The organism is uncultured Sulfitobacter sp., assembly GCF_947500075.1.
Classification (GTDB): Bacteria; Pseudomonadota; Alphaproteobacteria; order Rhodobacterales; family Rhodobacteraceae; genus Sulfitobacter.
The window spans coordinates 780,267-800,949 of record NZ_CANMQS010000001.1 but is presented as its reverse complement, the minus strand read 5'-3'; the positions used below and the strand labels follow the sequence as shown (position 1 = coordinate 800,949).

The 20,683-nt window shown below is 62.4% G+C and carries 20 protein-coding genes; 10 read left to right on the top strand and 10 right to left on the bottom strand.

Annotated features, from left to right (window positions below):
- Nucleotides 1-21 precede the first annotated feature (21 nt).
- The 3 genes from gcvH (at nt 22) to gcvP (ending at nt 3,669) form a co-directional block, all read left to right on the top strand.
- Entirely contained in the window at nt 22-381 is a 360-nt protein-coding gene (gene gcvH, locus Q1A91_RS03890; RefSeq protein ID WP_299873084.1) for a glycine cleavage system protein GcvH, read from the top strand.
- A gap of 99 nt (nt 382-480) precedes the next feature.
- Nucleotides 481-819, top strand: a complete 339-nt coding sequence (locus tag Q1A91_RS03885) for a hypothetical protein (protein WP_299873081.1) — start codon at nt 481-483, stop codon at nt 817-819.
- Between the two features lie 3 nt (nt 820-822).
- Nucleotides 823-3,669, top strand: coding sequence for an aminomethyl-transferring glycine dehydrogenase (gene gcvP, locus Q1A91_RS03880; protein WP_299873079.1), 2,847 nt, complete (start codon nt 823-825; stop codon nt 3,667-3,669).
- Nucleotides 3,670-3,775: 106 nt separating this feature from the next.
- Here gcvP and Q1A91_RS03875 read toward each other — a convergent pair whose 3' ends face one another.
- The 3 genes from Q1A91_RS03875 to Q1A91_RS03865 are packed head-to-tail and all read right to left on the bottom strand — an operon-like array spanning nt 3,776 to nt 7,836.
- Nucleotides 3,776-4,636 carry an inositol monophosphatase gene (locus Q1A91_RS03875; RefSeq protein WP_299873076.1) on the bottom strand — a complete coding sequence of 287 codons (861 nt, stop codon included), beginning with the start codon at nt 4,634-4,636 and terminating at the stop codon, nt 3,776-3,778.
- Between the two features lie 36 nt (nt 4,637-4,672).
- Nucleotides 4,673-7,189: an FtsX-like permease family protein gene (locus tag Q1A91_RS03870; RefSeq protein WP_299873074.1), complete on the bottom strand. Its 2,517-nt coding sequence runs from the start codon at nt 7,187-7,189 to the stop codon at nt 4,673-4,675.
- Nucleotides 7,186-7,836 (bottom strand): ABC transporter ATP-binding protein, encoded by a 651-nt coding sequence (locus Q1A91_RS03865; RefSeq protein ID WP_299873703.1) that lies wholly within the window; start codon nt 7,834-7,836, stop codon nt 7,186-7,188. Before Q1A91_RS03865 ends, Q1A91_RS03870 begins: the two co-directional genes overlap by 4 nt.
- Before the next feature lie 77 nt (nt 7,837-7,913).
- Between Q1A91_RS03865 and Q1A91_RS03860 the strand changes: the two genes are divergently transcribed.
- Entirely contained in the window at nt 7,914-8,564 is a 651-nt protein-coding gene (locus Q1A91_RS03860) for an arylesterase (RefSeq protein ID WP_299873071.1), read from the top strand.
- A gap of 3 nt (nt 8,565-8,567) precedes the next feature.
- Nucleotides 8,568-9,185 (top strand): SOS response-associated peptidase, encoded by a 618-nt coding sequence (locus Q1A91_RS03855; RefSeq protein WP_299873068.1) that lies wholly within the window; start codon nt 8,568-8,570, stop codon nt 9,183-9,185.
- Between the two features lie 2 nt (nt 9,186-9,187).
- Here Q1A91_RS03855 and tdh read toward each other — a convergent pair whose 3' ends face one another.
- The 5 genes from tdh to Q1A91_RS03830 form a co-directional block, all read right to left on the bottom strand.
- Nucleotides 9,188-10,216, bottom strand: coding sequence for an L-threonine 3-dehydrogenase (tdh, locus tag Q1A91_RS03850; RefSeq protein ID WP_299873700.1), 1,029 nt, complete (start codon nt 10,214-10,216; stop codon nt 9,188-9,190).
- Between the two features lie 11 nt (nt 10,217-10,227).
- The gene (locus Q1A91_RS03845) at nt 10,228-11,415 is read right to left on the bottom strand and encodes a glycine C-acetyltransferase (protein WP_299873066.1); all 1,188 of its coding nucleotides are present in this window, start codon (nt 11,413-11,415) and stop codon (nt 10,228-10,230) included.
- A 97-nt stretch (nt 11,416-11,512) separates the two neighbouring features.
- Nucleotides 11,513-12,079 carry a helix-turn-helix domain-containing protein gene (locus Q1A91_RS03840; protein WP_299873064.1) on the bottom strand — a complete coding sequence of 189 codons (567 nt, stop codon included), beginning with the start codon at nt 12,077-12,079 and terminating at the stop codon, nt 11,513-11,515.
- 97 nt (nt 12,080-12,176) lie between these two features.
- Nucleotides 12,177-12,770: a DJ-1/PfpI family protein gene (locus Q1A91_RS03835; protein ID WP_299873061.1), complete on the bottom strand. Its 594-nt coding sequence runs from the start codon at nt 12,768-12,770 to the stop codon at nt 12,177-12,179.
- Nucleotides 12,771-12,855: 85 nt separating this feature from the next.
- Nucleotides 12,856-13,062: a cold-shock protein gene (locus Q1A91_RS03830; RefSeq protein ID WP_299873058.1), complete on the bottom strand. Its 207-nt coding sequence runs from the start codon at nt 13,060-13,062 to the stop codon at nt 12,856-12,858.
- A gap of 286 nt (nt 13,063-13,348) precedes the next feature.
- On the opposite strand from Q1A91_RS03830, the gene Q1A91_RS03825 reads away from it, so the two are divergent.
- Nucleotides 13,349-14,680, top strand: a complete 1,332-nt coding sequence (locus Q1A91_RS03825; protein WP_299873057.1) for an NAD(P)-dependent oxidoreductase — start codon at nt 13,349-13,351, stop codon at nt 14,678-14,680.
- Between the two features lie 28 nt (nt 14,681-14,708).
- Complete coding sequence (gene preA, locus Q1A91_RS03820; protein WP_299873055.1) at nt 14,709-16,013, top strand: NAD-dependent dihydropyrimidine dehydrogenase subunit PreA; 1,305 nt, start codon at nt 14,709-14,711, stop codon at nt 16,011-16,013.
- Nucleotides 16,014-16,032: 19 nt separating this feature from the next.
- On the opposite strand, the gene Q1A91_RS03815 is transcribed toward preA, so the two are convergent.
- The gene (locus tag Q1A91_RS03815; RefSeq protein ID WP_299873053.1) at nt 16,033-16,458 is read right to left on the bottom strand and encodes a hypothetical protein; all 426 of its coding nucleotides are present in this window, start codon (nt 16,456-16,458) and stop codon (nt 16,033-16,035) included.
- A 107-nt stretch (nt 16,459-16,565) separates the two neighbouring features.
- A complete protein-coding gene (locus Q1A91_RS03810) occupies nt 16,566-17,141 on the bottom strand; it encodes a TetR family transcriptional regulator C-terminal domain-containing protein (RefSeq protein ID WP_299873697.1) in 576 nt (191 codons plus the stop codon).
- Nucleotides 17,142-17,363: 222 nt separating this feature from the next.
- Here Q1A91_RS03810 and Q1A91_RS03805 point away from each other — a divergent pair, with 222 nt between their 5' ends.
- From Q1A91_RS03805 to Q1A91_RS03795, 3 genes are all read left to right on the top strand, one after another.
- Nucleotides 17,364-18,614, top strand: coding sequence for a Zn-dependent hydrolase (locus tag Q1A91_RS03805; protein ID WP_299873051.1), 1,251 nt, complete (start codon nt 17,364-17,366; stop codon nt 18,612-18,614).
- A 163-nt stretch (nt 18,615-18,777) separates the two neighbouring features.
- Complete coding sequence (gene hydA, locus Q1A91_RS03800; protein ID WP_299873048.1) at nt 18,778-20,238, top strand: dihydropyrimidinase; 1,461 nt, start codon at nt 18,778-18,780, stop codon at nt 20,236-20,238.
- On the top strand, nt 20,239-20,679 hold the full coding sequence (locus Q1A91_RS03795; RefSeq protein WP_299873045.1) for a hypothetical protein: 441 nt from the start codon (nt 20,239-20,241) through the stop codon (nt 20,677-20,679). It abuts the gene before it with no gap.
- Nucleotides 20,680-20,683 lie beyond the last annotated feature (4 nt).

The following is a 20,683-nucleotide window of genomic DNA, read 5'->3' as shown; positions in this document are numbered from 1 at the left end:
CTTCAAGACAGGGAAAGACAGATGAAATTTACTGAAGAACATGAGTGGCTGCGCGTTGAGGGCGATGAAGTTGTGGTGGGCATCACAGCCCACGCGGCAGAGCAGCTGGGCGATGTGGTGTTTGTGGAACTGCCCGACGAGGGCACCACAGTCAGCAAGGATGACGAAGTGGTGGTGATTGAAAGCGTCAAGGCGGCCTCGGACATTCTGGCGCCGATCGACGGGGAAATCACGGAAGTGAACAGCGCATTGGCGGACAATCCGGGCATGGTAAATGACGACCCGCAAGGCGAGGCGTGGTTCTTCAGGATGACGGTGAGTGACGCGTCCCAGATGGACGAGTTCATGGATGAAGCCGGGTATCAGAAGTTTATCGGGTGAGATGAACAGGACTGTCGGGGGTTTTGCATCTGTTTCACCAAAACAGATTTCAGGCCTCTGGCAGGGTTTTTTGAACCATTTGGAAGCAGGAAAAACGGGATGAGTAAGCCCAAACTGGTAAAGATTGTGGGATCCATTGGCAGCTATACGGCTGATGTTGACGGCTGCCAGTTGGGGGTCATTCATCAAACCTTCTACAGGCCCGATGGCTCTTACAGGCACCCGTTCTTGAAGGCTGATTTTGAGAGTTTTAAAGTTCAGAACCTCATTTCGGCTCTAAAAAAATACGACTTAGTAGTCATGCAGCGAGACAAAGATCCCGAAACGCTCGCTCGCGATGGGTATGTCGGGGTTTTCAGGTTCAAAGACTTCGCAGCTGATCCGGACAATGGATTGAGTCTCAAAATTACAGCGCGTTACGCAGACCCAAAGAGGTGAAAAATGACATTCAAGCCAACAGAGTATTTGCCGTATGATTTTGCCAATCGGCGGCACATCGGGCCGTCGCCGGCGGAGATGTCGGATATGTTGAAGGTGGTGGGGGCCAAGTCATTGGCCGCGTTGATGGATGATACGCTGCCGCCTGCGATCCGGATGGAAGGGAGCCTCGATTTTGGCCGGGCGATGTCGGAGCGCGAGGTGCTGGAGCACATGCGCAAGGTGGCGTCCAAGAACAAGGTTCTGACCTCGCTGATCGGGCAGGGGTATCACGGGACGGTGACGCCGCCCGCGATCCAGCGGAACATTCTGGAAAACCCGGCGTGGTATACCGCCTATACGCCCTATCAGCCGGAGATTTCGCAGGGGCGGCTGGAGGCTTTGCTGAATTTCCAGACGATGGTCTGTGATCTGACCGGGTTGCCGGTAGCGAATGCGTCGTTGCTGGATGAGGCGACGGCTTGTGCCGAGGCGATGACGATGGCGCAAAGGGTGTCGAAGTCGAAGTGCACGGCGTTCTTTGTGGATCAGGATTGCCATCCGCAGAACATTGCGGTGATGCGGACGCGGGCGGTGCCTTTGGGGATTGAGGTTGTTGTCGGTGATCCGTCGGAGATGGATGCGAGCGCCGTCTTCGGGGCGATTTTCCAGTATCCGGGGACGCATGGGCATGTGCGGGATTTCACGCCGGTGATTGCGGCATTGCATGCGCATAAGGGCGTGGCGGTCATGTCTGCTGATCCGCTGGCGCTGACGGTGCTGAAGGAACCGGGTGCCATGGGGGCGGATATCGCGGTGGGCTCGACCCAGCGGTTTGGCGTGCCGGAGGGCTATGGCGGGCCACATGCGGCCTATATGGCGTGCAAGGATGCCTATAAACGCTCGATGCCCGGGCGGATTGTGGGCGTGTCGATTGATGCGCACGGCAACCGGGCGTACCGGTTGTCTTTGCAGACCCGCGAGCAGCATATCCGGCGGGAGAAGGCGACCTCGAACGTCTGCACGGCGCAGGCGTTGTTGGCGGTGATGGCCAGCATGTATGCGGTGTTCCATGGCCCGGAGGGGCTGAAGGCGATTGCGCAGCGGATCCATCGCAAGACGGTGCGGCTGGCCGAGGGGCTGAAGATGGCGGGCTTTGACGTGCGGCCTGCGACTTTCTTTGACACGATTACCGTCGAGGTCGGGCCGTTGCAGTCCGCTGTTCTGAAGTCAGCGGTGGATGAGGGGATCAACCTGCGCGCTGTTGGTGAGACAAAGGTCGGGATCACGCTGGATGAACGTTCCAAACCTGCGACGATTGAAGCGGTGTGGCGGGCGTTCGGGATTGACAAGGCGGACAAGGATTATACGCCGCATTATCATATGCCCGAAAAGCTCATTCGTGAGACCACCTATCTGACCCATCCGATTTTCCACATGAACCGGGCCGAGACAGAGATGATGCGCTATATGCGCCGTCTGGCCGACCGTGATCTGGCGCTGGACCGGGCGATGATCCCCCTGGGATCCTGCACGATGAAGCTGAATTCAGCCGCGGAGATGATGCCGGTCAGCTGGCGGGAGTTTTCGTTGATGCACCCTTATGCGCCGGCCGATCAGGCCGAGGGGTATGCCCATATGATCGACGATCTGTCGGCGAAGCTCTGTGACATCACTGGTTATGATGCGATTTCGATGCAGCCCAATTCGGGCGCGCAGGGGGAGTATGCGGGGCTCTTGACGATTGCGGGCTATCACCGGGCGCGGGGAGAGGGGCATCGCAACATTTGCCTCATTCCGATGAGCGCGCATGGGACCAATCCGGCGAGCGCCCAGATGGTCGGCTGGAAAGTCGTTGCGGTGAAGTCGGCAGAGAATGGCGACATTGATCTGGAGGATTTCCGCGCCAAGGCGGAAGCGCACAGCGAGAACCTCGCGGGCTGCATGATCACCTATCCGTCCACGCACGGTGTGTTTGAGGAGACGGTGACGGAAGTTACCAGGATCACCCATGATCACGGCGGGCAGGTCTATATTGACGGGGCCAACATGAACGCCATGGTTGGATTGTCCCGGCCCGGTGATCTGGGTGGGGACGTGAGCCATCTGAACCTGCACAAGACCTTCTGCATTCCCCACGGTGGCGGCGGGCCCGGCATGGGGCCGATTGGCGTGAAGGCGCATCTGGTGCCGCATCTGCCGGGCGACCCCAATGCGGGGGGCAATGCGGTGTCGGCGGCGGCCTTTGGCTCGCCTTCCCTGTTGCCGATCTCATGGGCCTATTGCCTGATGATGGGCGGAGAGGGTTTGACGCAGGCGACGCGGGTGGCGATTTTGAACGCCAACTATATCGCCAAGCGGTTGGAGGGGGCGTTTGACGTGCTCTATCGCGGTCCCACAGGCCGCGTGGCGCATGAGTGCATTCTTGATGTGCGCCCCTTTGAGGAAAGTGCGGGCGTGACGGTGGATGACATTGCCAAGCGGTTGATTGACTGTGGCTTCCACGCGCCGACGATGTCATGGCCGGTGGCAGGCACGCTGATGGTGGAGCCGACAGAGAGTGAGACGAAGGCGGAGCTGGACCGGTTCTGTGACGCGATGCTGGCCATCCGGGAGGAGATCGCGGCGATTGAGAAGGGCGAGATTGATCCGCAGAACAACCCGCTGAAGAACGCGCCGCATACGGTGGAGGATCTGGTGCTGGAATGGGGCGAGCGGCCCTATACCCGCGAGCAGGGCTGTTTCCCGCCCGGCGCCTACCGGATCGACAAGTATTGGCCGCCGGTGAACCGCGTGGACAATGTGCATGGCGACCGGAATCTGGTATGCACCTGTCCGCCGATGGAGGAATATGTGGAAGCGGCGGAGTAGGGATTTGCGGCTGGCGTGATGGGTGCAAGCACCCATCCTACGGGCCGTCGGGTGCGCATTGATTGCGCGCCGTTGGTATCGGGCTGTAGGGTGGGTGAAACCCACATCACGTCAAAAACGAAAACACCTTCTTCAGCCGGTTCCACGTCGGCCGATCGGGGGCCACGAGCAGGTGGCCGTCGGTGCGGCTGGCGTCGTAGGGGCCGCCGTCGAGCATTTCCACATGGCAGCCGGCGCGTTCGCAGATCAAAGCGCCTGCCAGATGGTCCCAGGGTTTCAGCTCAGCCGACAGCAGGAAGTCGGCGCGGCCTTGCGCGATCATGCGGTATTCGTGGGCCGAGCAACGCAGGGCGTGGGTGCGGCCGAGCGAGGGGAAGGTGGCCAGCAGTTCTGCGCGCTTGTCGGCGGGGAACATGTCATAGCCGATGAAGCCTGTCAGGTTTTCCAGCTGTTTGCCCATGGAGGCTTTGAGCGGGGTTTCCACCCCGCTGGGGCGGTCGATGCGGGCGGCGCTTTCGTCATCGGCGATGGCCCAGTCATCCGAGACGGGATCATAGATCAGGCCGAAGGCGGGGCGGCCAAACTGGGTTACGGCCAGGATCGTGCCAAAGACCGCCAGACCGTTGGCGAAGTTCCATGTGCCGTCGATGGGGTCGAGGACGAAAGCCAGCGGCGCATCGGCGATCTCTTCCACGATGGCCGGGTTCTTGGCGGCGGCTTCCTCTCCCACGATCAGCGCATGGGGGAAGGCGATTTGCAGGGCGCGGGTCATCATCGCCTCTGCCGCGAGGTCTGCGATGGTCACAAGGTCATCGCTGCGGGTTTTGGTGAAGACCTCATCGGGTTCCAGAATGCCGAAACGGGAGGTGATCTCAGCACGGGCGGCGCGGCGGACGATGTTGATGATCTGTTGCTGCTGGGCGGGCGTCACCGCGCGGGGCAGCGTGGCTGGGAGGGTGTCGGTCATGTCGCGCCTTTGTTGTTCATATGTGGTGGCCTGCCTTCATTCGCGGGCACGCAGGACCTGTGCGGGTCGTGCGCCCAGAGCGCCAAGGGCAAAGCCCAGCCCTGACAGCACTGTCGCCAGCACCCCGCCGCTGACGATCATCAGTGCCGAGGGCCAGATGATTCTAAATTCCGTCTCCATCACATATCGGCTGACAGCCCAGCCGCCAAGTATGCCAGCCGCCAATGCAACCACCCCGGCAAAGAGGCCCAGCAGCATCGCGCGCAGCACGAAACTGGTGGCGATCATGCGGCGGGAGGCGCCGAGGGTTTTCAGCAAGGCCGCTTCATAGGTGCGGGCGGAAGTGCCTGCGGCGGCGGCACCGATCAGGACGATGAAGCCGGTCAACAGCGTGGCGAGGGCCCCGTAGGAGGTGGCGGCCGCCAGACCGGCGAGGACGGAGGCCACACGGTCGATGGCGTCGCGCACGCGGACGGCGGTGATGTTGGGGTACGCGCTGGCCAGATCGCGCAGGATCGCGGCTTCGGCTTCGGGCGTGGCGTAGACGGTGGAGATGAAGGTATGGGGGGCGGCTTCCAGCGCCGATGGGTTCATGGTGAGGATGAAGCCGATCCCGGCGGTGGAGAAGTCGACCTCCTGAAAGCTGGTGATTTCTCCGGTGATGTCGCGGCCGAGGATGTTGACGGTGAGGGTGTCGCCAAGGGTGAGGCCCATTTCTTCGGCTTCCTCAGCGGCGAAGCTGATCTGGGTGGGGCCGGTGTAATCGGTGGGCCACCATTCCCCGGCGGTCAGATTGGTATCGGCATCCGGCGTGGCGGCATAGGTCACGCCCCGGTCGCCGTTCAGGACCCAGTGATCGCCTGCGGTGTCTTTGGCGGGGCCACCGTTGATCTGGGTGATCACGCCGCGCAGCATGGGCGCGCTGTCGATCTTGCTGACGGCGGGGTCGTTCTCCAGCCGCTCGGTATAGCCTGCCATCTGGTCCTTCTGGATGTCGATGAAGAAATACGACGGGGCGACGTCGGGGAGGTTGCCGGAGATGGCTTGTCTGAGATTGCCGTCGATTTGCCCCACGGCGGCCAGGACCGACAGGCCGAGGCCGAGCGACAGCACCACGGCGCCTGCGCCTTCGCCCGGTCCGCTGATCGCGGCCATGGCCCATCGCAGGCGGGGATAGCCGCGGGTGCGGTGGGCGAGTTGCCGTGCGATCATGCGCAGCAGCAACGCGGCGAGGGCGAGGATCAGGAGTGCCCCTGCGATCCCGCCCAGCGTCCAGAGGGTCAGCATCCATGAGCCGTTGAACCAGCCGGCAGTGGCGATCAGGGCGGCGGCGACGGCGACGACGGCGAGGATGTACTTCGGGGCGGGCAGGGTTTTGGCACCGGCCCATGCGTCGCGGAAGAGGGTTGCCGCGCGCACGTCCTCGCTGCGGGCCAGTGGCCAGAGGGTGAAGGCGAGGGCGGTGAGCAGGCCATAGAGGGAGGCTTCGAACAGCGGCGCGGGGTAGAGGGAGAAGGCGGCGGGCACGGGCAGGCGGGCTTCGATCAGCGGGGCGAGCAGGAGCGGGGCGAGGCCACCCAGCAGGACGCCGATGAAGACACCCAGCAGGCTGAGGGCGCCGATCTGGAGGAAGTAGGTCTGGAAGACCGTTGCGCGGTCTGCGCCCAGTGCGCGCAGGGTCGCGATGGTGCCGGTTTTATTGGCGAGGTAGGCGCGGACAGCGGCGGAGACACCGACGCCGCCCACCGTAAGGCCGGAGAGGCCCACAAGCACAAGGAACGCGCTGAGACGGTCAACGAATTGCGCCACGCCCGGCGCGCCGTTGCGGGCATCGGTCCAGCGCATGCCGGCATTGGCGAAGGTTTCTGCGGCTTCGTCCTCCAGCACTTGCAGGTCGGTGCCGGGGCGGACCGTAAGGCGGTATTTGCTGTTGAAGAGCGTGCCGGGGGCGAGGAGGCCAGCGCCTTCGAGGTCCGCGCGCTTGAGGAGCGTGCGGGGGCCGAGGGCGAAGCCGCTGGCGGCGCTGTCTGGTTCGCGTTCAATGAGGGCGGTGAGGGTGAAGGTCTTGGTGCCAAGGTCGAAGGTGTCACCGGGTTGCAGGCCGAGGCGATCAGACAGGGCGCGTTCCATCACAGCGCCGGGGGCGGCGGCGGTGCCTTCCAGTGCTTCTGCCAAGGGGATATCGGGGGCGAGCACCATGTCGCCCACCAGCGGATAAGCCTCATCGACGCCTTTGACCTGGGTCAAAGCGCGCGCGTCGCCGACCACGGCCATGGAGCGGAATTCAACGATTTCGGAGATGTCCTGCGCGCGGGCGGCCATCCAGACGCGCTCTTCGGGCGTGGCGAAGCGGTAGGTGAAATCAAGCTCGGCCGCACCGCCCAGCAAGGCTGCGCCTTCGCGTTCAAGGCCTGCTTCAATCGCGGCGCGGACGGAACCGACCGCGGCGATGGCGGCGACACCGAGGGCGAGACAGGCGAGGAACAGGCGAAAGCCCCGCAGCCCCCCGCGCATTTCGCGGCGGGCAAAGCGGCTGGCTTGCGCGAGGCTCATACAAGTTTTCCGTCAGCCAGCCGCACCACGCGGTCACAGCGTTCGGCCAGCGTCGGATCGTGGGTGACCAGCACCAGCGTCGATCCATGGGCGTCGCGCAGGGCAAAGAGCAGATCCATGATCGCTTCGCCATTGGCGCTGTCGAGGTTGCCGGTGGGTTCATCGGCCAGCAGGATGGCGGGGTTTGGGGCCGTGGCACGGGCGAGGGCCACACGCTGTTGTTCGCCCCCCGACATTTGTGCCGGATAGTGCCCGGTGCGGTGGCCAAGGCCCACGGTTTCCAGCGCCTCTGCCGCGCGCTCAAAGGCGTCTTCGGCCCCTGCAAGCTCCATGGGGGTCGCGACGTTCTCCAACGCGGTCATGGTCGGGATCAGGTGGAAGGACTGGAACACGATGCCCATGCGCCCGCGCGCCGCATCCCCACGTCGGAAACGGGCCAGCGCGTCTTCGTTCATGGTTGTCAGGTCCTGACCCAATGCGAGCACATGGCCGCCCGTGGCTTGCTCCAACCCGCCCATGACCATCAGCAGCGAGGATTTGCCGGAACCCGAGGGGCCGGTCAGGGCCAAGGTCTCTCCCGGCTGGACGTTCAGCGAAATGCCGCGCAGGATATCGACGGGTCCGGCATTGCCCTTGAGGGAAAGCATCACATCTTCAAGTTCAAACGTTGGTTCTGTCACGGATGGTGGCCCTTGTCCCTGTCCCGTCTGGATATGGAGTTCTTATGATCAGGTGCAAGGCGCTGGGTGCGATTATGGTGCTGATGGCAGGCGCGGCACAGGCCGATGACGTGGTCATTGCGGCACTGGGCGATAGTCTGACGCAAGGATATGGCCTGCCAGTGGAGGAGGGGTTTGTTCCGCAGTTGCAGCGTTGGCTGGACGCGCAGGGCGCTGATGTGCGGTTGATCAATGCGGGGGTGTCGGGGGATACGACTGCGGGCGGTTTGGCCCGTGTCGGCTGGACCCTGACGCCGGAGGTGGACGGCATGATCGTGGCGCTGGGCGGCAATGACCTGCTGCGTGGGCTCGATCCGGCGGAGGCGCGGGGGAACATCGAGGGGATTCTTCAGGCGGCGGATGCGGCGGAGGTTGAGGTGCTTCTGATCGGGATGGAGGCGCCGGGGAATTACGGGCCGGACTACAAGGCGCAGTTCGATGCGCTTTATCCGGAACTGGCGGGCACCTATGGCACCGGGTTTCTGGAGAGCTTTTTCACAGGCTTGGTGGCCGAGGGAGAGGATATGAACCCGGCTGCCTTGCAGCAGTGGTTTCAATCAGACGGCATTCACCCGAATGCAGCAGGGGTTGCCAGGATCGTCGAAGGGATCGGGCCAGAGGTGCTGGTGTTGATCGACACGATCGGGGCGGAGTGAGCGATGCCGGGGCGGTTTTTCCTCACCACGCCGATGCGGGAGGTGGCGGCCGCGTTGGGTGTGGACGCCGGGGCGCTGGGCAATGAACCGGCCCGCCACAACATCGCCCCCGGCCAGCAGATCGTGACCTTCGGGCCCGGCGGGTTTGGCCATATGCGTTGGGGCATCATCCCGGTGGGGCGCGTGAACGCGCGGGGTCGCCCGGTGATGGAGACGCTGGTCAATGCACGCTCGGAAACGGTGTTTGACAAATCCGCCTATGAGGGCACGGGCCGCGCGGTGGTGCCTGCCAATGGCTGGTATGAATGGACCGGAGAGAAGCGGAGCAAGACCGCCTGGCGCATCGCGCCCAAAGGCGGGGGGCTGTTGTGGTTCGCGGCGATCACGGATGTCTGGAAAGGCCCCGGCGGCATTGAAGTGCCGCAGGTGGCGACGGTGACCTGCCCGCCGAGTGCGGATGTGGTGGACATCCATCACCGGATGGGCGTGTTTCTTGAGGTGGCTGATGTCCCGCTGTGGCTGGACGGCGATGTGGAGACGGTCACACCGTTGATGCGGCCCTGGCCCGACGGGCGTCTGGCGGTGGAAGAGGCGGTTGGGGTGGATTGGGACGGGCCGTGACCCTAGCGCCAGTTCAGCACCACCTTGCCGGAGCGGCCTGATTTCATCTGCGCGAACCCTTCGGCGAAATCGGCCACGTCGTAGCGATGGGTGATCACACGGCTGACGTCCAACCCGTTTTGCAGCATGGCAATCATCTTGTACCAGGTTTCAAACATCTCCCGACCGTAGACGCCTTTGATGGTGATCGCCTTGAAGACGATGCTGCTCCAGTTGACGGGAGATTGACCGGGCGGAATGCCCAGCAGGGCGATCTTGCCGCCCATCACCAGCGCTTCGACCATCTGGTCGAGTGCTGCCTGACTGCCGGACATTTCAAGCCCGACGTCAAAGCCTTCGGTCAGGCCAAGCTGATGGGCGACGTCGTTGAGGTCTTCCTCAGCCACGTTCACGGTGCGCACGCTGGGCACCACATGTTCGGCCAGCGTCAGGCGGTCTGCGTTGATGTCGGTCAGCACGACATTGCGCGCCCCGGCATGGCGGGCGACGGCTGCGGCCATGATGCCGATGGGGCCTGCGCCGGTGATCAGGACATCCTCGCTCAGCAAGTCAAAGCTGAGCGCTGTGTGCACCGCGTTGCCGAGCGGGTCGAGGATGGCGCCGATCTCATCGGGGATATCATCCGGCAGGGGCACCACATTGAACGCGGGCAGCCTGAGATATTGGGCAAAGGCGCCCTGTTCATTCACGCCGATCCCGCGCGTGCCGGGATCCAGGTGGAACTTGCCGGCCCGTGACTGGCGGCTTTCCGTGCCGATCAGGTGCCCTTCGCCCGAGCAGCGCTGGCCGCGCGTCAGGCCGGTCACGTTGCGGCCCATGTCCACGATCTCTCCGGCGAATTCATGGCCGGTGATCATGGGCACCGGGACGGTGGCGGCGGCCCAGTCGTCCCAGTTCCAGATGTGAATGTCGGTGCCGCAAATCCCGGTCATGTTGATGCTGATCAGCACGTCCTCCGGCCCGATTTCCGGCACCGGGGCGTTGATCTGCCACAGCCCTTCGGCAGGTTTCGTTTTGGCCAGCGCGGTCATGGTGTTGGGGATCATGGAATCAGCTCCAAGGCACGGCCCGCTTTGCCGAAAGCCGCCAGCGCGTGGTCGAGGTCAGCGGTGCTGAGACGCGCGTTCATCTGGGTACGGATGCGGGCCTGACCATGGGGGACAACCGGAAAGAAGAAACCGGAGACAAGCACGCCTTCCTCAAACAGCTTGGCGGCCATGTCCTGCGCCAGATTGGCATCGCCCAGCATCACCGGCACAATCGGATGCTCCCCCGGCAAAAGGTCAAAGCCCAGTTTGGTCAGTCCGGCGCGCCAATAGGCGGTGTTTTTGAACAGCTGTGCGCGCAGGGCGGCCCCGTCTTCGACCAGCTGGATGGCTTCAATTCCGGCAGCCACCACGGCGGGGGGCAGCGAATTTGAGAAGAGATAGGGCCGGGCGCGTTGCCGCAGCAGATCAATCACAGGCTGGGGGCCTGCGATATAGCCGCCAATCGCGCCGCCAAGGGCTTTGCCCAGCGTGCCGGTCAGGATATCAACGGAGGTGTCGAAGTGATCCGGCGTTCCCGCGCCACGCGGCCCCATGAAGCCGGTGGCATGGCAGTCATCCACCATGACAATCGCGTCATATTGGTCCGCCAGCGCCCGTATGCCCGGCAGATCAGCCAAGGTGCCATCCATTGAGAACACGCCGTCGGTGGCGATCATGATGTGGCGCGCGCCGGCGGCTCTGGCCTCTTTCAGGCAGCCTTCCAGTGCGGCCATATCGTTGTTGGCATAGCGGTAGCGCTGCGCCTTGCACAGCCGGATGCCATCAATGATCGAGGCGTGGTTCAGGCTGTCCGAGATGATTGCATCTTCAGGGCCCAGGAGCGGTTCAAAGAGCCCCCCATTGGCGTCAAAGCACGCGGCAAAGAGGATCGCGTCGTCCATCCCCAGAAAGCGCGCGAGGCGCTGTTCGAGGTCGCGGTGGATGTCCTGCGTGCCACAGATGAAGCGGACGCTGGCCATGCCGTAACCATGGGCGTCCATCGCGTTTTTTGCCGCCGTGATCAGGGCGGGGTGGTTGGCGAGGCCAAGGTAGTTGTTGGCACACAGGTTGATGACCTCACGCGCCCCGACGGTGACCGTGCCCGCCTGTTCAGAGGTGATCAGGCGTTCGCGTTTATGGAGGCCATCAGATGTGATCTGGGCCAGTGTATCATTGATATGGGCAAGAAACGGATCGGGCATGGGACGACTCCTCTGACGCCCCCCGTATCTGTCATAACGGATGGATTTCCGCAATGATAAATTCCGTTATGACATACAGATTTCCGCTAAATCGCCATCAGCTTGATTTCACGATCAGAAACACGCGGGCTGCGCCGTCCACGGCGGTGATTTCATGGGGGACGTCCGCCGCATAGCGGGCGGTGTCGCCCATGGACAGGATGCTGTCCGCCGTGCCGGACATGATCCGGATGCGGCCTTCCAACACGGTCAGTTGCTCCACCGCGCCGCGCGCATGCGGCTGGCTGCTGAGAGAACCGCCCGTCTGAAAGGAGATGTCATAGACCTCATGCCCGCCTGCCTCCTCGGGCGGAGAGAGGATCGCGATGCGGCAGCCTTTGCCCATGTTCTCAATCGTGGGGACCTCTGCGGCCTGTAGGACGTCAATCCTGTCGCCCCTTTCGCCCTGCGCCATGAGGCCGGCAAAATCGACGTTCAGCGCGCGGGTCAGGTTCCACAGGGTCGCGATGGTCGGGCTGCTTTCGCCCCGCTCAATCTGGCTGACCATGGAGCGCGACACGCCGCTGAGGTTCGCCGTTGCATCAAGGGAGAGGCCTTGCGCCTTGCGGGCTTCTTTCAGCCGGCGCGGCAGGGCATTTAAGATACTGTCAGTGTTTTCCGTCATAGTGGAAACCTACGAAGGATTGCGGGGTTTGCAAGGGTGGTTTGCGCGAGGGGCGCCCTGCGCACCGATTGCGGCAGCGGGCAGCCTGTGCGGCCCCTCACACCTCCATCACGGTGCGGGGTGGGGTGTCATAGGCGATGTAGCCTTTGACGTAGTCCAGATGTGCCGCGCCCCAGATCTGTTCGACCAGCCACAGCGACATTTCAATGCCGGAGGTCACCCCGCCTGCGGTCACAAGGTTGCCATCCCGCAGGACGCGGACGCCTTCGACCACATTGGCATCGGTGGTGTCGCGCAGCTCCTTGAGGAACCAATGATGCGTGGTGACACGTCGGCCTGTTGTCAGGCCCGCGCCCACCAGCAGGAAGGTGCCGGTGCAGACGCTGGTGATCCAGGTGCAGGTGGGGGCAGCGGTCTGGAGCCATTGCACGGTGGCGGGGTTCTCCAGCTGTTCCTTAGCCCCGTCGCCCCCCGGCACGATGATGACATCAGGCGTGGGGATGTCGGCGTAGGTATGGGTGGGAAAGACGCACATGCCTTTCTCGCAGGTGACGGGATCGGGTGTCTCGGCCACCAGAATAACCTGCCAGTCGGGGTCTTTCTCAGCGGCGGCGCCCAGCGTTTCCCAGGGACCGACAAAATCCATCTCTTCGGCATGGTCGAAAATCACGATTGCAATGGTCTTGGGCATGGGCGGCTTTCAGCGGGGGTGTCAGACACAGAAGCGGACGCCGCAGCGTCCGCCTCAAAAAACTCAGGCTTTGGTCGGCCTTGTGTCAGGCCAGTGCGATGTTCGCCGCGCTTTCGCGCCCGTCCCGGCCCGCTTCGATGTCGAAGGTGACCTTCTGGTTGTCTGCAAGCCCGGTCAGACCTGCGCGTTCAACCGCAGAGATGTGGACAAATACATCCTTGCCGCCGCCATCGGGCGCGATAAAGCCGTAGCCTTTTGTCGTGTTGAACCATTTCACGGTGCCAGTTGCCATGACCCCATTTCTCCTGTCTTAGGTCTGCCCGCAGTATGCGGCAGCGTGGCGTGGACGAATGTGTCTTCGGCCCAGTGGCCCTCAGGCAGGTGGTGTCGAAATTCTTTCGTGCAGCGCCGACATAGTGGCCGAAAGGCGTGTTTTTCGCAAGATATTTACCCTGCGCCACCGTCCCAATTGGCGCTTTGCAGCGCAAACTTCGCAAAACTGCAATAATTTTACCAGTTGATAAAATTTTTGATCCGTGAGAGCGTTTGACCATCCAGCAAGCATGAGGGTGCGTCAGATGTCGTCAGATGTGTTTCAACCAGGGGTAATGCCGGGCCGTCTGCCCGCCGCGGCGTATGAGGCGCAGTTTTCAGATCTGCATCCCGCGCTTGACGGGCATGAGGCCTTGGTGGCCGCAGACCGGTGCTATTTCTGCCATGACGCGCCCTGCATCACGGCTTGTCCGACGGACATCGACATTCCGCTGTTCATTCGCCAGATCGCCACGGGCACGCCGGATGCGGCGGCCAAGACGATCCTGACCCAGAACATCATGGGCGGCATGTGCGCGCGCGTCTGCCCGACAGAGACCTTATGCGAAGAAGCCTGTGTGCGGGAGGCGGCCGAAGGCAAGCCGGTGCTGATCGGGCAGTTGCAGCGTTATGCGACGGATCATTTGCAGGCGCAGGGCATCCATCCTTTCAGCCGGGGCGCGACAACGGGCAAGAGGATTGCCGTGGTTGGCGCGGGGCCCGCAGGGCTGGCCTGCGCACACCGGCTGGCGATGCTGGGCCATGACGTGGTGGTGCATGATGCGCGGCCCAAGCCCGGTGGGCTGAATGAATACGGGATCGCGGCCTACAAGACACCGGACGGGTTTGCCCAGGCCGAAGTGGATTGGCTGCTCAAGATCGGCGGGATCGAGATCAAACATGGCTTGGCGCTGGGCGATGGTGTGAAGCTGGACGGGCTGCGCGCGGTTTATGACGCGGTGTTCCTGGGGATTGGTCTGGCGGGTGTGAACGCGCTGGGTGCCGAAGGCGAGGATAAGGACGGTGTCTCCGACGCGGTGGATTTTATCGCGGAGCTGCGGCAGGCGTCCGATGTGGCACAGGTGCCGATTGGGCGCGATGTGGTGGTGATCGGCGGTGGCATGACGGCGGTGGATGCAGCGGTGCAGGCCAAGTTGTTGGGCGCGCTGAACGTGACGCTGGTCTACCGGCGCGGGCGGGACCGGATGAATGCGAGCGTGTTCGAGCAGGATCTGGCGGCCTCCAAAGGCGTGCGGATCGTGACCCATGCGGTGCCGGTTGCGGTGCATGGCAATGGCGCGGTGCGGGAGATTGAATTTGAGTACGTCGATGATGCGATGCAGGGCACGGGCCAGACGCTCAAGCTGGCGGCGGATCAGGTGTTCAAGGCGATTGGCCAGACGCTGGAGGGTGAGGGATTGCCCGTGCTGGACGGGCGCAAGATCAAGGTGGATGCCAATGGGCGGACATCCGTGGATGATGTCTGGGCTGGCGGGGATTGCGCGTCAGGCGGTGATGACCTGACGGTGACGGCCGTGGCCGAAGGGCGCGATGCGGCGGAAGACATGCACCGGGTTTTGATGGGGGATGATGGGTGAAATCACCCATCCTACGAGGAGTGGCACTATGGCTGACCTGACAACTGACTTTCTGGGCATTAAATCCCCAAACCCGTTCTGGCTGGCCTCGGCCCCGCCGACGGACAAGGAATACAACGTCCGCCGCGCATTTGATGCGGGCTGGGGCGGTGTTGTGTGGAAGACGCTGGGGTCCGAGGGGCCTCCGGTCGTGAATGTGAACGGGCCGCGGTACGGCGCGATCTATGGGGCGGATCGGCGGTTGTTGGGGCTCAACAACATTGAGCTGATCACTGACCGCGACCTCTACACCAATCTGGAAGAGATCAAACGCGTGAAGGCCGATTACCCGGACCGCGCGATGATCGTATCGATCATGGTGCCTTGTGAGGAAGCCGCGTGGAAGGCGATCCTGCCGCTGGTGGAGGACACGGGCGCGGATGGGATTGAGCTGAACTTTGGCTGTCCGCACGGGATGAGCGAGCGGGGGATGGGCGCTGCTGTGGGGCAGGTGCCCGAGTACATCGAGATGGTGACGCGGTGGTGCAAGCAGTATTACTCGAAACCTGTCATCGTTAAGCTAACGCCGAACATCACCGATATCACCAAACCTGCGGCAGCGGCGCGCGCGGGCGGCGCGGATGCGGTGAGCCTGATCAATACGATCAATTCGATCACCTCCGTGAACCTCGACACGATGTCGCCTGAGCCGTCGATTGACGGCAAGGGCTCGCACGGCGGCTATTGCGGCCCGGCGGTCAAACCGATTGCCATGTCGATGGTGTCGGAGATTGCGCGCGGGGAGCACACGCGGGGGATGGAAATCTCCGGCATTGGTGGCATCACGACGTGGCGTGATGCGGCGGAGTTCATCACGCTGGGCTGCGGCAATGTGCAGGTCTGCACGGCAGCGATGACCTATGGGTTCAAGGTGGTGCAGGAGATGATCAGCGGTCTGTCCGAATGGATGGATGAGAAGGGGCACACCAGCATTGCGGATTTCAAGGGTGCTGCGGTGCCCAATGTCACCGACTGGCAGTATCTGAACCTCAATTACGTGGCCAAGGCGGTGATCAATCAGGACCTGTGCATTTCCTGCGGGCGGTGTTTTGCGGCTTGCGAGGATACCTCACATCAGGCGATTGCGATGTCGGAGGACCGCACGTTTACGGTGATCGACGAAGAATGTGTGGCCTGTAACTTGTGTGTGAATGTCTGCCCGGTGGAGGACTGCATCACCATGGAGGCGATGACGCCCGGTGCGGTGGATCCCCGCACGGGCAAGGTTGTCCAGCCGGAGTATGCCAACTGGACAACCCACCCCAACAATCCGGCAGCGAAGGCTGCGGAGTAGTGTTGTGATGCGGGTCTGATCAGGCCCGCATCAGAAACGGCAGTGTGGGCAGGGGCAGGGGCATTTCCTGCGCCCGCTGACGTGTCTTTTCTGCCATGTCTACGATCTCCGGCGGGTCTGCGGGTGGTTCGGCACGCACGGGTTCTGCTGTTTGTGCCGCGCTTTCGGCCTGTGCGGTCACGATGGAGCGGGGTGTGGCATCAATGGGCCGGGCGGTTGCCGCGTCCTGTTTCAGGGGCTGTTGCGCAGCCGCCCCTCCGGCACCGGCGCCGCTGCCGTCATAGGATGTGGACGATCCGCTGTTGCGGGTGTCCGCGCTGCTTTCGGTTGGGGTGACGGCCTGCGGGGTCAGGGTGCCCGGCGCCTCAAACCCGGTGGACAGGCTGCCCAGGGTTGGCGGTTGCGCCTGCGAGGCGTAGGGATTTGTCAGCAAAAGTACACTCATGTCTGCTCCTGTCGATTGCGAGGGAGCCCACCACCCGCGTCAAATTTGCGGGGGAGGTGTTAACAGAGTGCTAACGCGCGTCAGGCTTCGATCCAAAAGGTTAACGCTCAGGGTGTTTTGGGCAGCGCAAGCAGTGCGCCGAACATCTGGGCGAGGTGGGCGCTGGCCTGCGCGTGGGTATCACTGGCGTGGGATGCCAGCACCTGGACCTGTGCGTCAAAGTCGGCGTAGTGCTGTGTGGTGGCCCAGATGGAGAAGATCAGGTGCTGCGGGTCTAGCGGCGGCAGCGCGCCCTGGTCGATCCAGCGCTGGATCAGTGCGCATTTTTCGTCAAACAGCGGCTTGAGGTGGCGTTCGAGATGCGGCGACATGCGCGGCGCGCCTTGCAGGATCTCACCGGCAAACAGGCGGCTCTCCTGTGGCAGGTCGCGGGCCATGTCCAGTTTGCGCTGCACGTAACTGAGGATTTCGCTGCGCGGATCGCCTGCGGCGTCCAGCTTGATCATCGGATCCAGCCAGCTTTCCATCAGGCGGTTCAGCAGGGTGACGTGGATGTCTTCCTTGCCGTCGAAGTAATAGAGGATGTTGGGTTTGCTGATCCCGGCCTCTGCGGCGATCTGGTCCAGCGTGGTGCCCCGGTAGCCGTGGCGGGAAAAAACCTCCAGCGCGGCGTCCAGGATCATTTTGCGGTTGCGCGTCTGGATGCGGCTGGGTTTCTTGGCCGGGGGTGTCTGTTTGGTCACGCAGGGTCTTTCCGGTGCACGTGCCGCAGAAAAGGGCAGATCGGTTAAGCTTGCCCGAAGGCCATAAAGCAGTTCTTGACAGAGGCAACCCTAACCGCAATCGTGTATTTACCAAATGGTAAAATTTTTTGCGAAGACGCCAGCCTGATAAAGGAGCCAGCCATGAGCGCGCCCGGCCAGAACCTCAAGATCAACCCGGACCGTTTGTGGGACAGCCTGATGGAGATGGCCAAGATCGGCCCCGGTGTTGCCGGTGGCAACAACCGCCAGACGTTGACCGATGAGGACGCCGAGGGGCGGGCGTTGTTTCAGTGCTGGTGCGAGGAGGCGGGGTGTTCCATGGGCCTTGATCAGATGGGCAACATGTTTGCCCGTCGTGAGGGCACCGACCCCGATGCGCTGCCGGTCTATGTGGGCTCGCATCTGGATACGCAGCCGACGGGGGGCAAATATGACGGTGTGCTGGGGGTGCTGGCGGGGCTGGAATTGATCCGGACGCTGAATGATCTGGGCATCAAGACCAGGCACCCGATTGTGGCCACGAATTTCACCAATGAAGAGGGGACAAGATACGCGCCCGCGATGCTGTCTTCGGGTGTGTTTGCGGGCGTGCACACGCAGGATTGGGCCTACGCGCAGACGGATGCGGAGGGCAAGGCCTTTGGCGATGAGCTCAAACGCATCGGCTGGCGGGGGGAAGAAGAAGTGGGCGCGCGCAAGATGCATGCGTTCTTTGAGTTGCATATTGAGCAGGGCCCGATTTTGGAAGCCGAGGGCGTTGACGTTGGCGTGGTGACCCATGGGCAGGGCTTGAGCTGGACGCAGGTGACGGTGACGGGGCGGGATTCGCATACCGGTTCCACGCCGATGCCGATGCGCAGGAATGCCGGTCTGGGCATGGCGCGGATGTTGGAGAAGGTGGACGAGATCGCTTGGAGGCATGCGCCCCATGCGGTGGGGGCCGCGGGGCATATTGATGTCTATCCGAACTCCCGCAACGTGATCCCCGGACGGGTGGTGTTCACGGTTGATTTCCGGTCCCCTGATCTGAGCGTGATCGAGGATATGGAGAAGCGGCTGCGCATTGAGGGGCAGAAGATTGCCGATGAAATGGGGCTTGAGGTGGCGTTCGAGAAGGTTGGCGGGTTTGATCCGGTGACCTTTGATGAGGGCTGTGTGTCTGCCGTGCGGGATGCGGCGGAGCGGCTTGGGTATTCCCACATGAACCTGATTTCCGGGGCGGGTCATGATGCCTGCTGGATCAACAGGGTGGCACCGACGGCGATGGTGATGTGTCCCTGCGTGGATGGTTTGAGCCATAACGAGGCGGAAGAGATTTCGAAGGAATGGGCCATGGCGGGCGCGGATGTGCTGCTGCATGCGGTGGTGGAGACGGCTGAGGTTGTCGGGTGAGGTGGAGGCGTTTTCTTTGAAAGAAAACGATCGGAATTTTTGAAAAATTCCGGGGTGCTTGGTTGGATATGACGTGCTTGAGTTGAGTGTTGCTTTCTTTCGGGGCTCTGCCCCGGACCCCGGGATATTTTTGGAGAAAAGATAGGCGGATGGGAGATACGGCATGAGCAAGGTGATCAAAGGTGGGATGGTCTGTACGGCGGACCGGACATGGAAAGCGGATGTGCTGATTGAGGGTGAGAAGATCGTGCGCATTGGTGAGGATCTGGTGGGCGATGAATATATCGACGCCGAGGGGGCCTATGTGATCCCCGGCGGGATTGATCCGCATACGCATCTTGAGATGCCTTTCATGGGGACCACGGCGGCGGAGACCTTTGAGAGTGGCACATGGGCGGCGGCCTGTGGCGGGACCACGATGATTGTGGATTTCTGTCTGCCGGGGGAAGATGGGTCGATCAAGAACGCCATCAACGAGTGGCACCGGAAGTCGGCGCCGCAGATCTGTTCGGATGTGGGATACCACATGGCGATCACGGGCTGGGATGAGACTGTTTTCAACGAGATGAAGGACGCTGTGGATATGGGCGTCAATTCCTTCAAGCATTTCATGGCCTACAAGGGTGCGCTGATGATTGAGGATGATGAGATGTTCGCCTCTTTCAAGCGCTGTGCGGAGCTGGGTGCGCTGCCGATGGTGCATGCGGAGAACGGCGATCTGGTTGCGGAATTGCAGCAGAAGTACATGGATCAGGGGATCACCGGGCCGGAGGGGCATGCCTACAGCCGTCCGCCTGAGTTGGAGGGCGAAGCGGCGAACAGGGCGATTACGATTGCCGATACCGCAGGGGTGCCCTTGTACATCGTGCATGTGTCCTGCGAGCAGACGCACGAGGCCATCCGGCGGGCGCGGCAGAAGGGGATGCGGGTTTATGGAGAGCCGCTTATCCAGTTTCTGACACTGGATGAGAGTGAGTATTTCAACAAAGACTGGGACCATGCGGCGCGAAGGGTCATGTCGCCACCGTTTCGGTCCAAGGACCATCAGGACTCGCTTTGGGCGGGGTTGCAGGCGGGGTCGTTGCAGGTTGTGGCGACGGATCATGCGGCGTTTTCCACCGAGCAGAAGCGGGCGGGGCGGGATGATTTTCGGATCATTCCCAATGGGTCCAATGGGTTGGAGGAGCGCTTGAGCGTTCTCTGGACGGAAGGGGTTGAGACGGGACGGTTGACGCCGAATGAGTTTGTGGCGGCGACCTCCACCAATGTGGCGAAGATCCTGAACATCTATCCGCGCAAGGGGGCGATTGTTGAGGGGGCGGATGCGGATATTGTGGTGTGGGATCCGAAGATCACCAAGTCGATTTCGCCTGCGAACCATCATTCGGTATTGGATTACAATGTGTTCGAGGGGTTCGAGGTGACGGCGAATGCGCGCTATACACTGAGCCGGGGCGATGTGATCTGGGCCTGGGGGCAGAATTCGCAGGCCAATCCGGGGCGGGGGAAGTTTGTGCCGAGGCCCGCGTTCCCGTCAGCGAATGTGGCGTTGTCGAAGTGGAAGGCGTTGACCTCGCCCAAGATGATCAAGCGGGATCCGTTGAATATTCCGGCGGGGATTTGAGTGGGTATCAGAACAACGCTTTACTCTGTCGACCGCGACGCAGTGGTTTCCTTCATCGAGGCCGAGGACACGGATTTTGATCTGCAAGACCCGACAGAGCTGGATAGGGCGGTGCCGGTCCTCAGCTATCTGATTGGTGCGGATGCGGGCAGGCGGCCGCTCTATTGCTCGGAATGCCTTGACTTGGGGGACGCGGCGTTGAGGGGCTTCATGCCGGAAGATGCGGCGATGTTTCTGCGCAGGATGCAGGACTGCCCCCCAAGCGAGAGGCTCGCTGAGGTCGATTGGCAGTCAGAGATTGTGGGTAAAATCTCTCCGTTTGCGGACGGCGATACCAAGGAGGATGGCATCCGGTACATTGGTCCCTACGCGGAGGTGTTCGAGAGCGGTCTGGAGCGCCTCGTGGCACAGGGGCGTGGCATGATCACAGTGGAGGCTTGAGTAC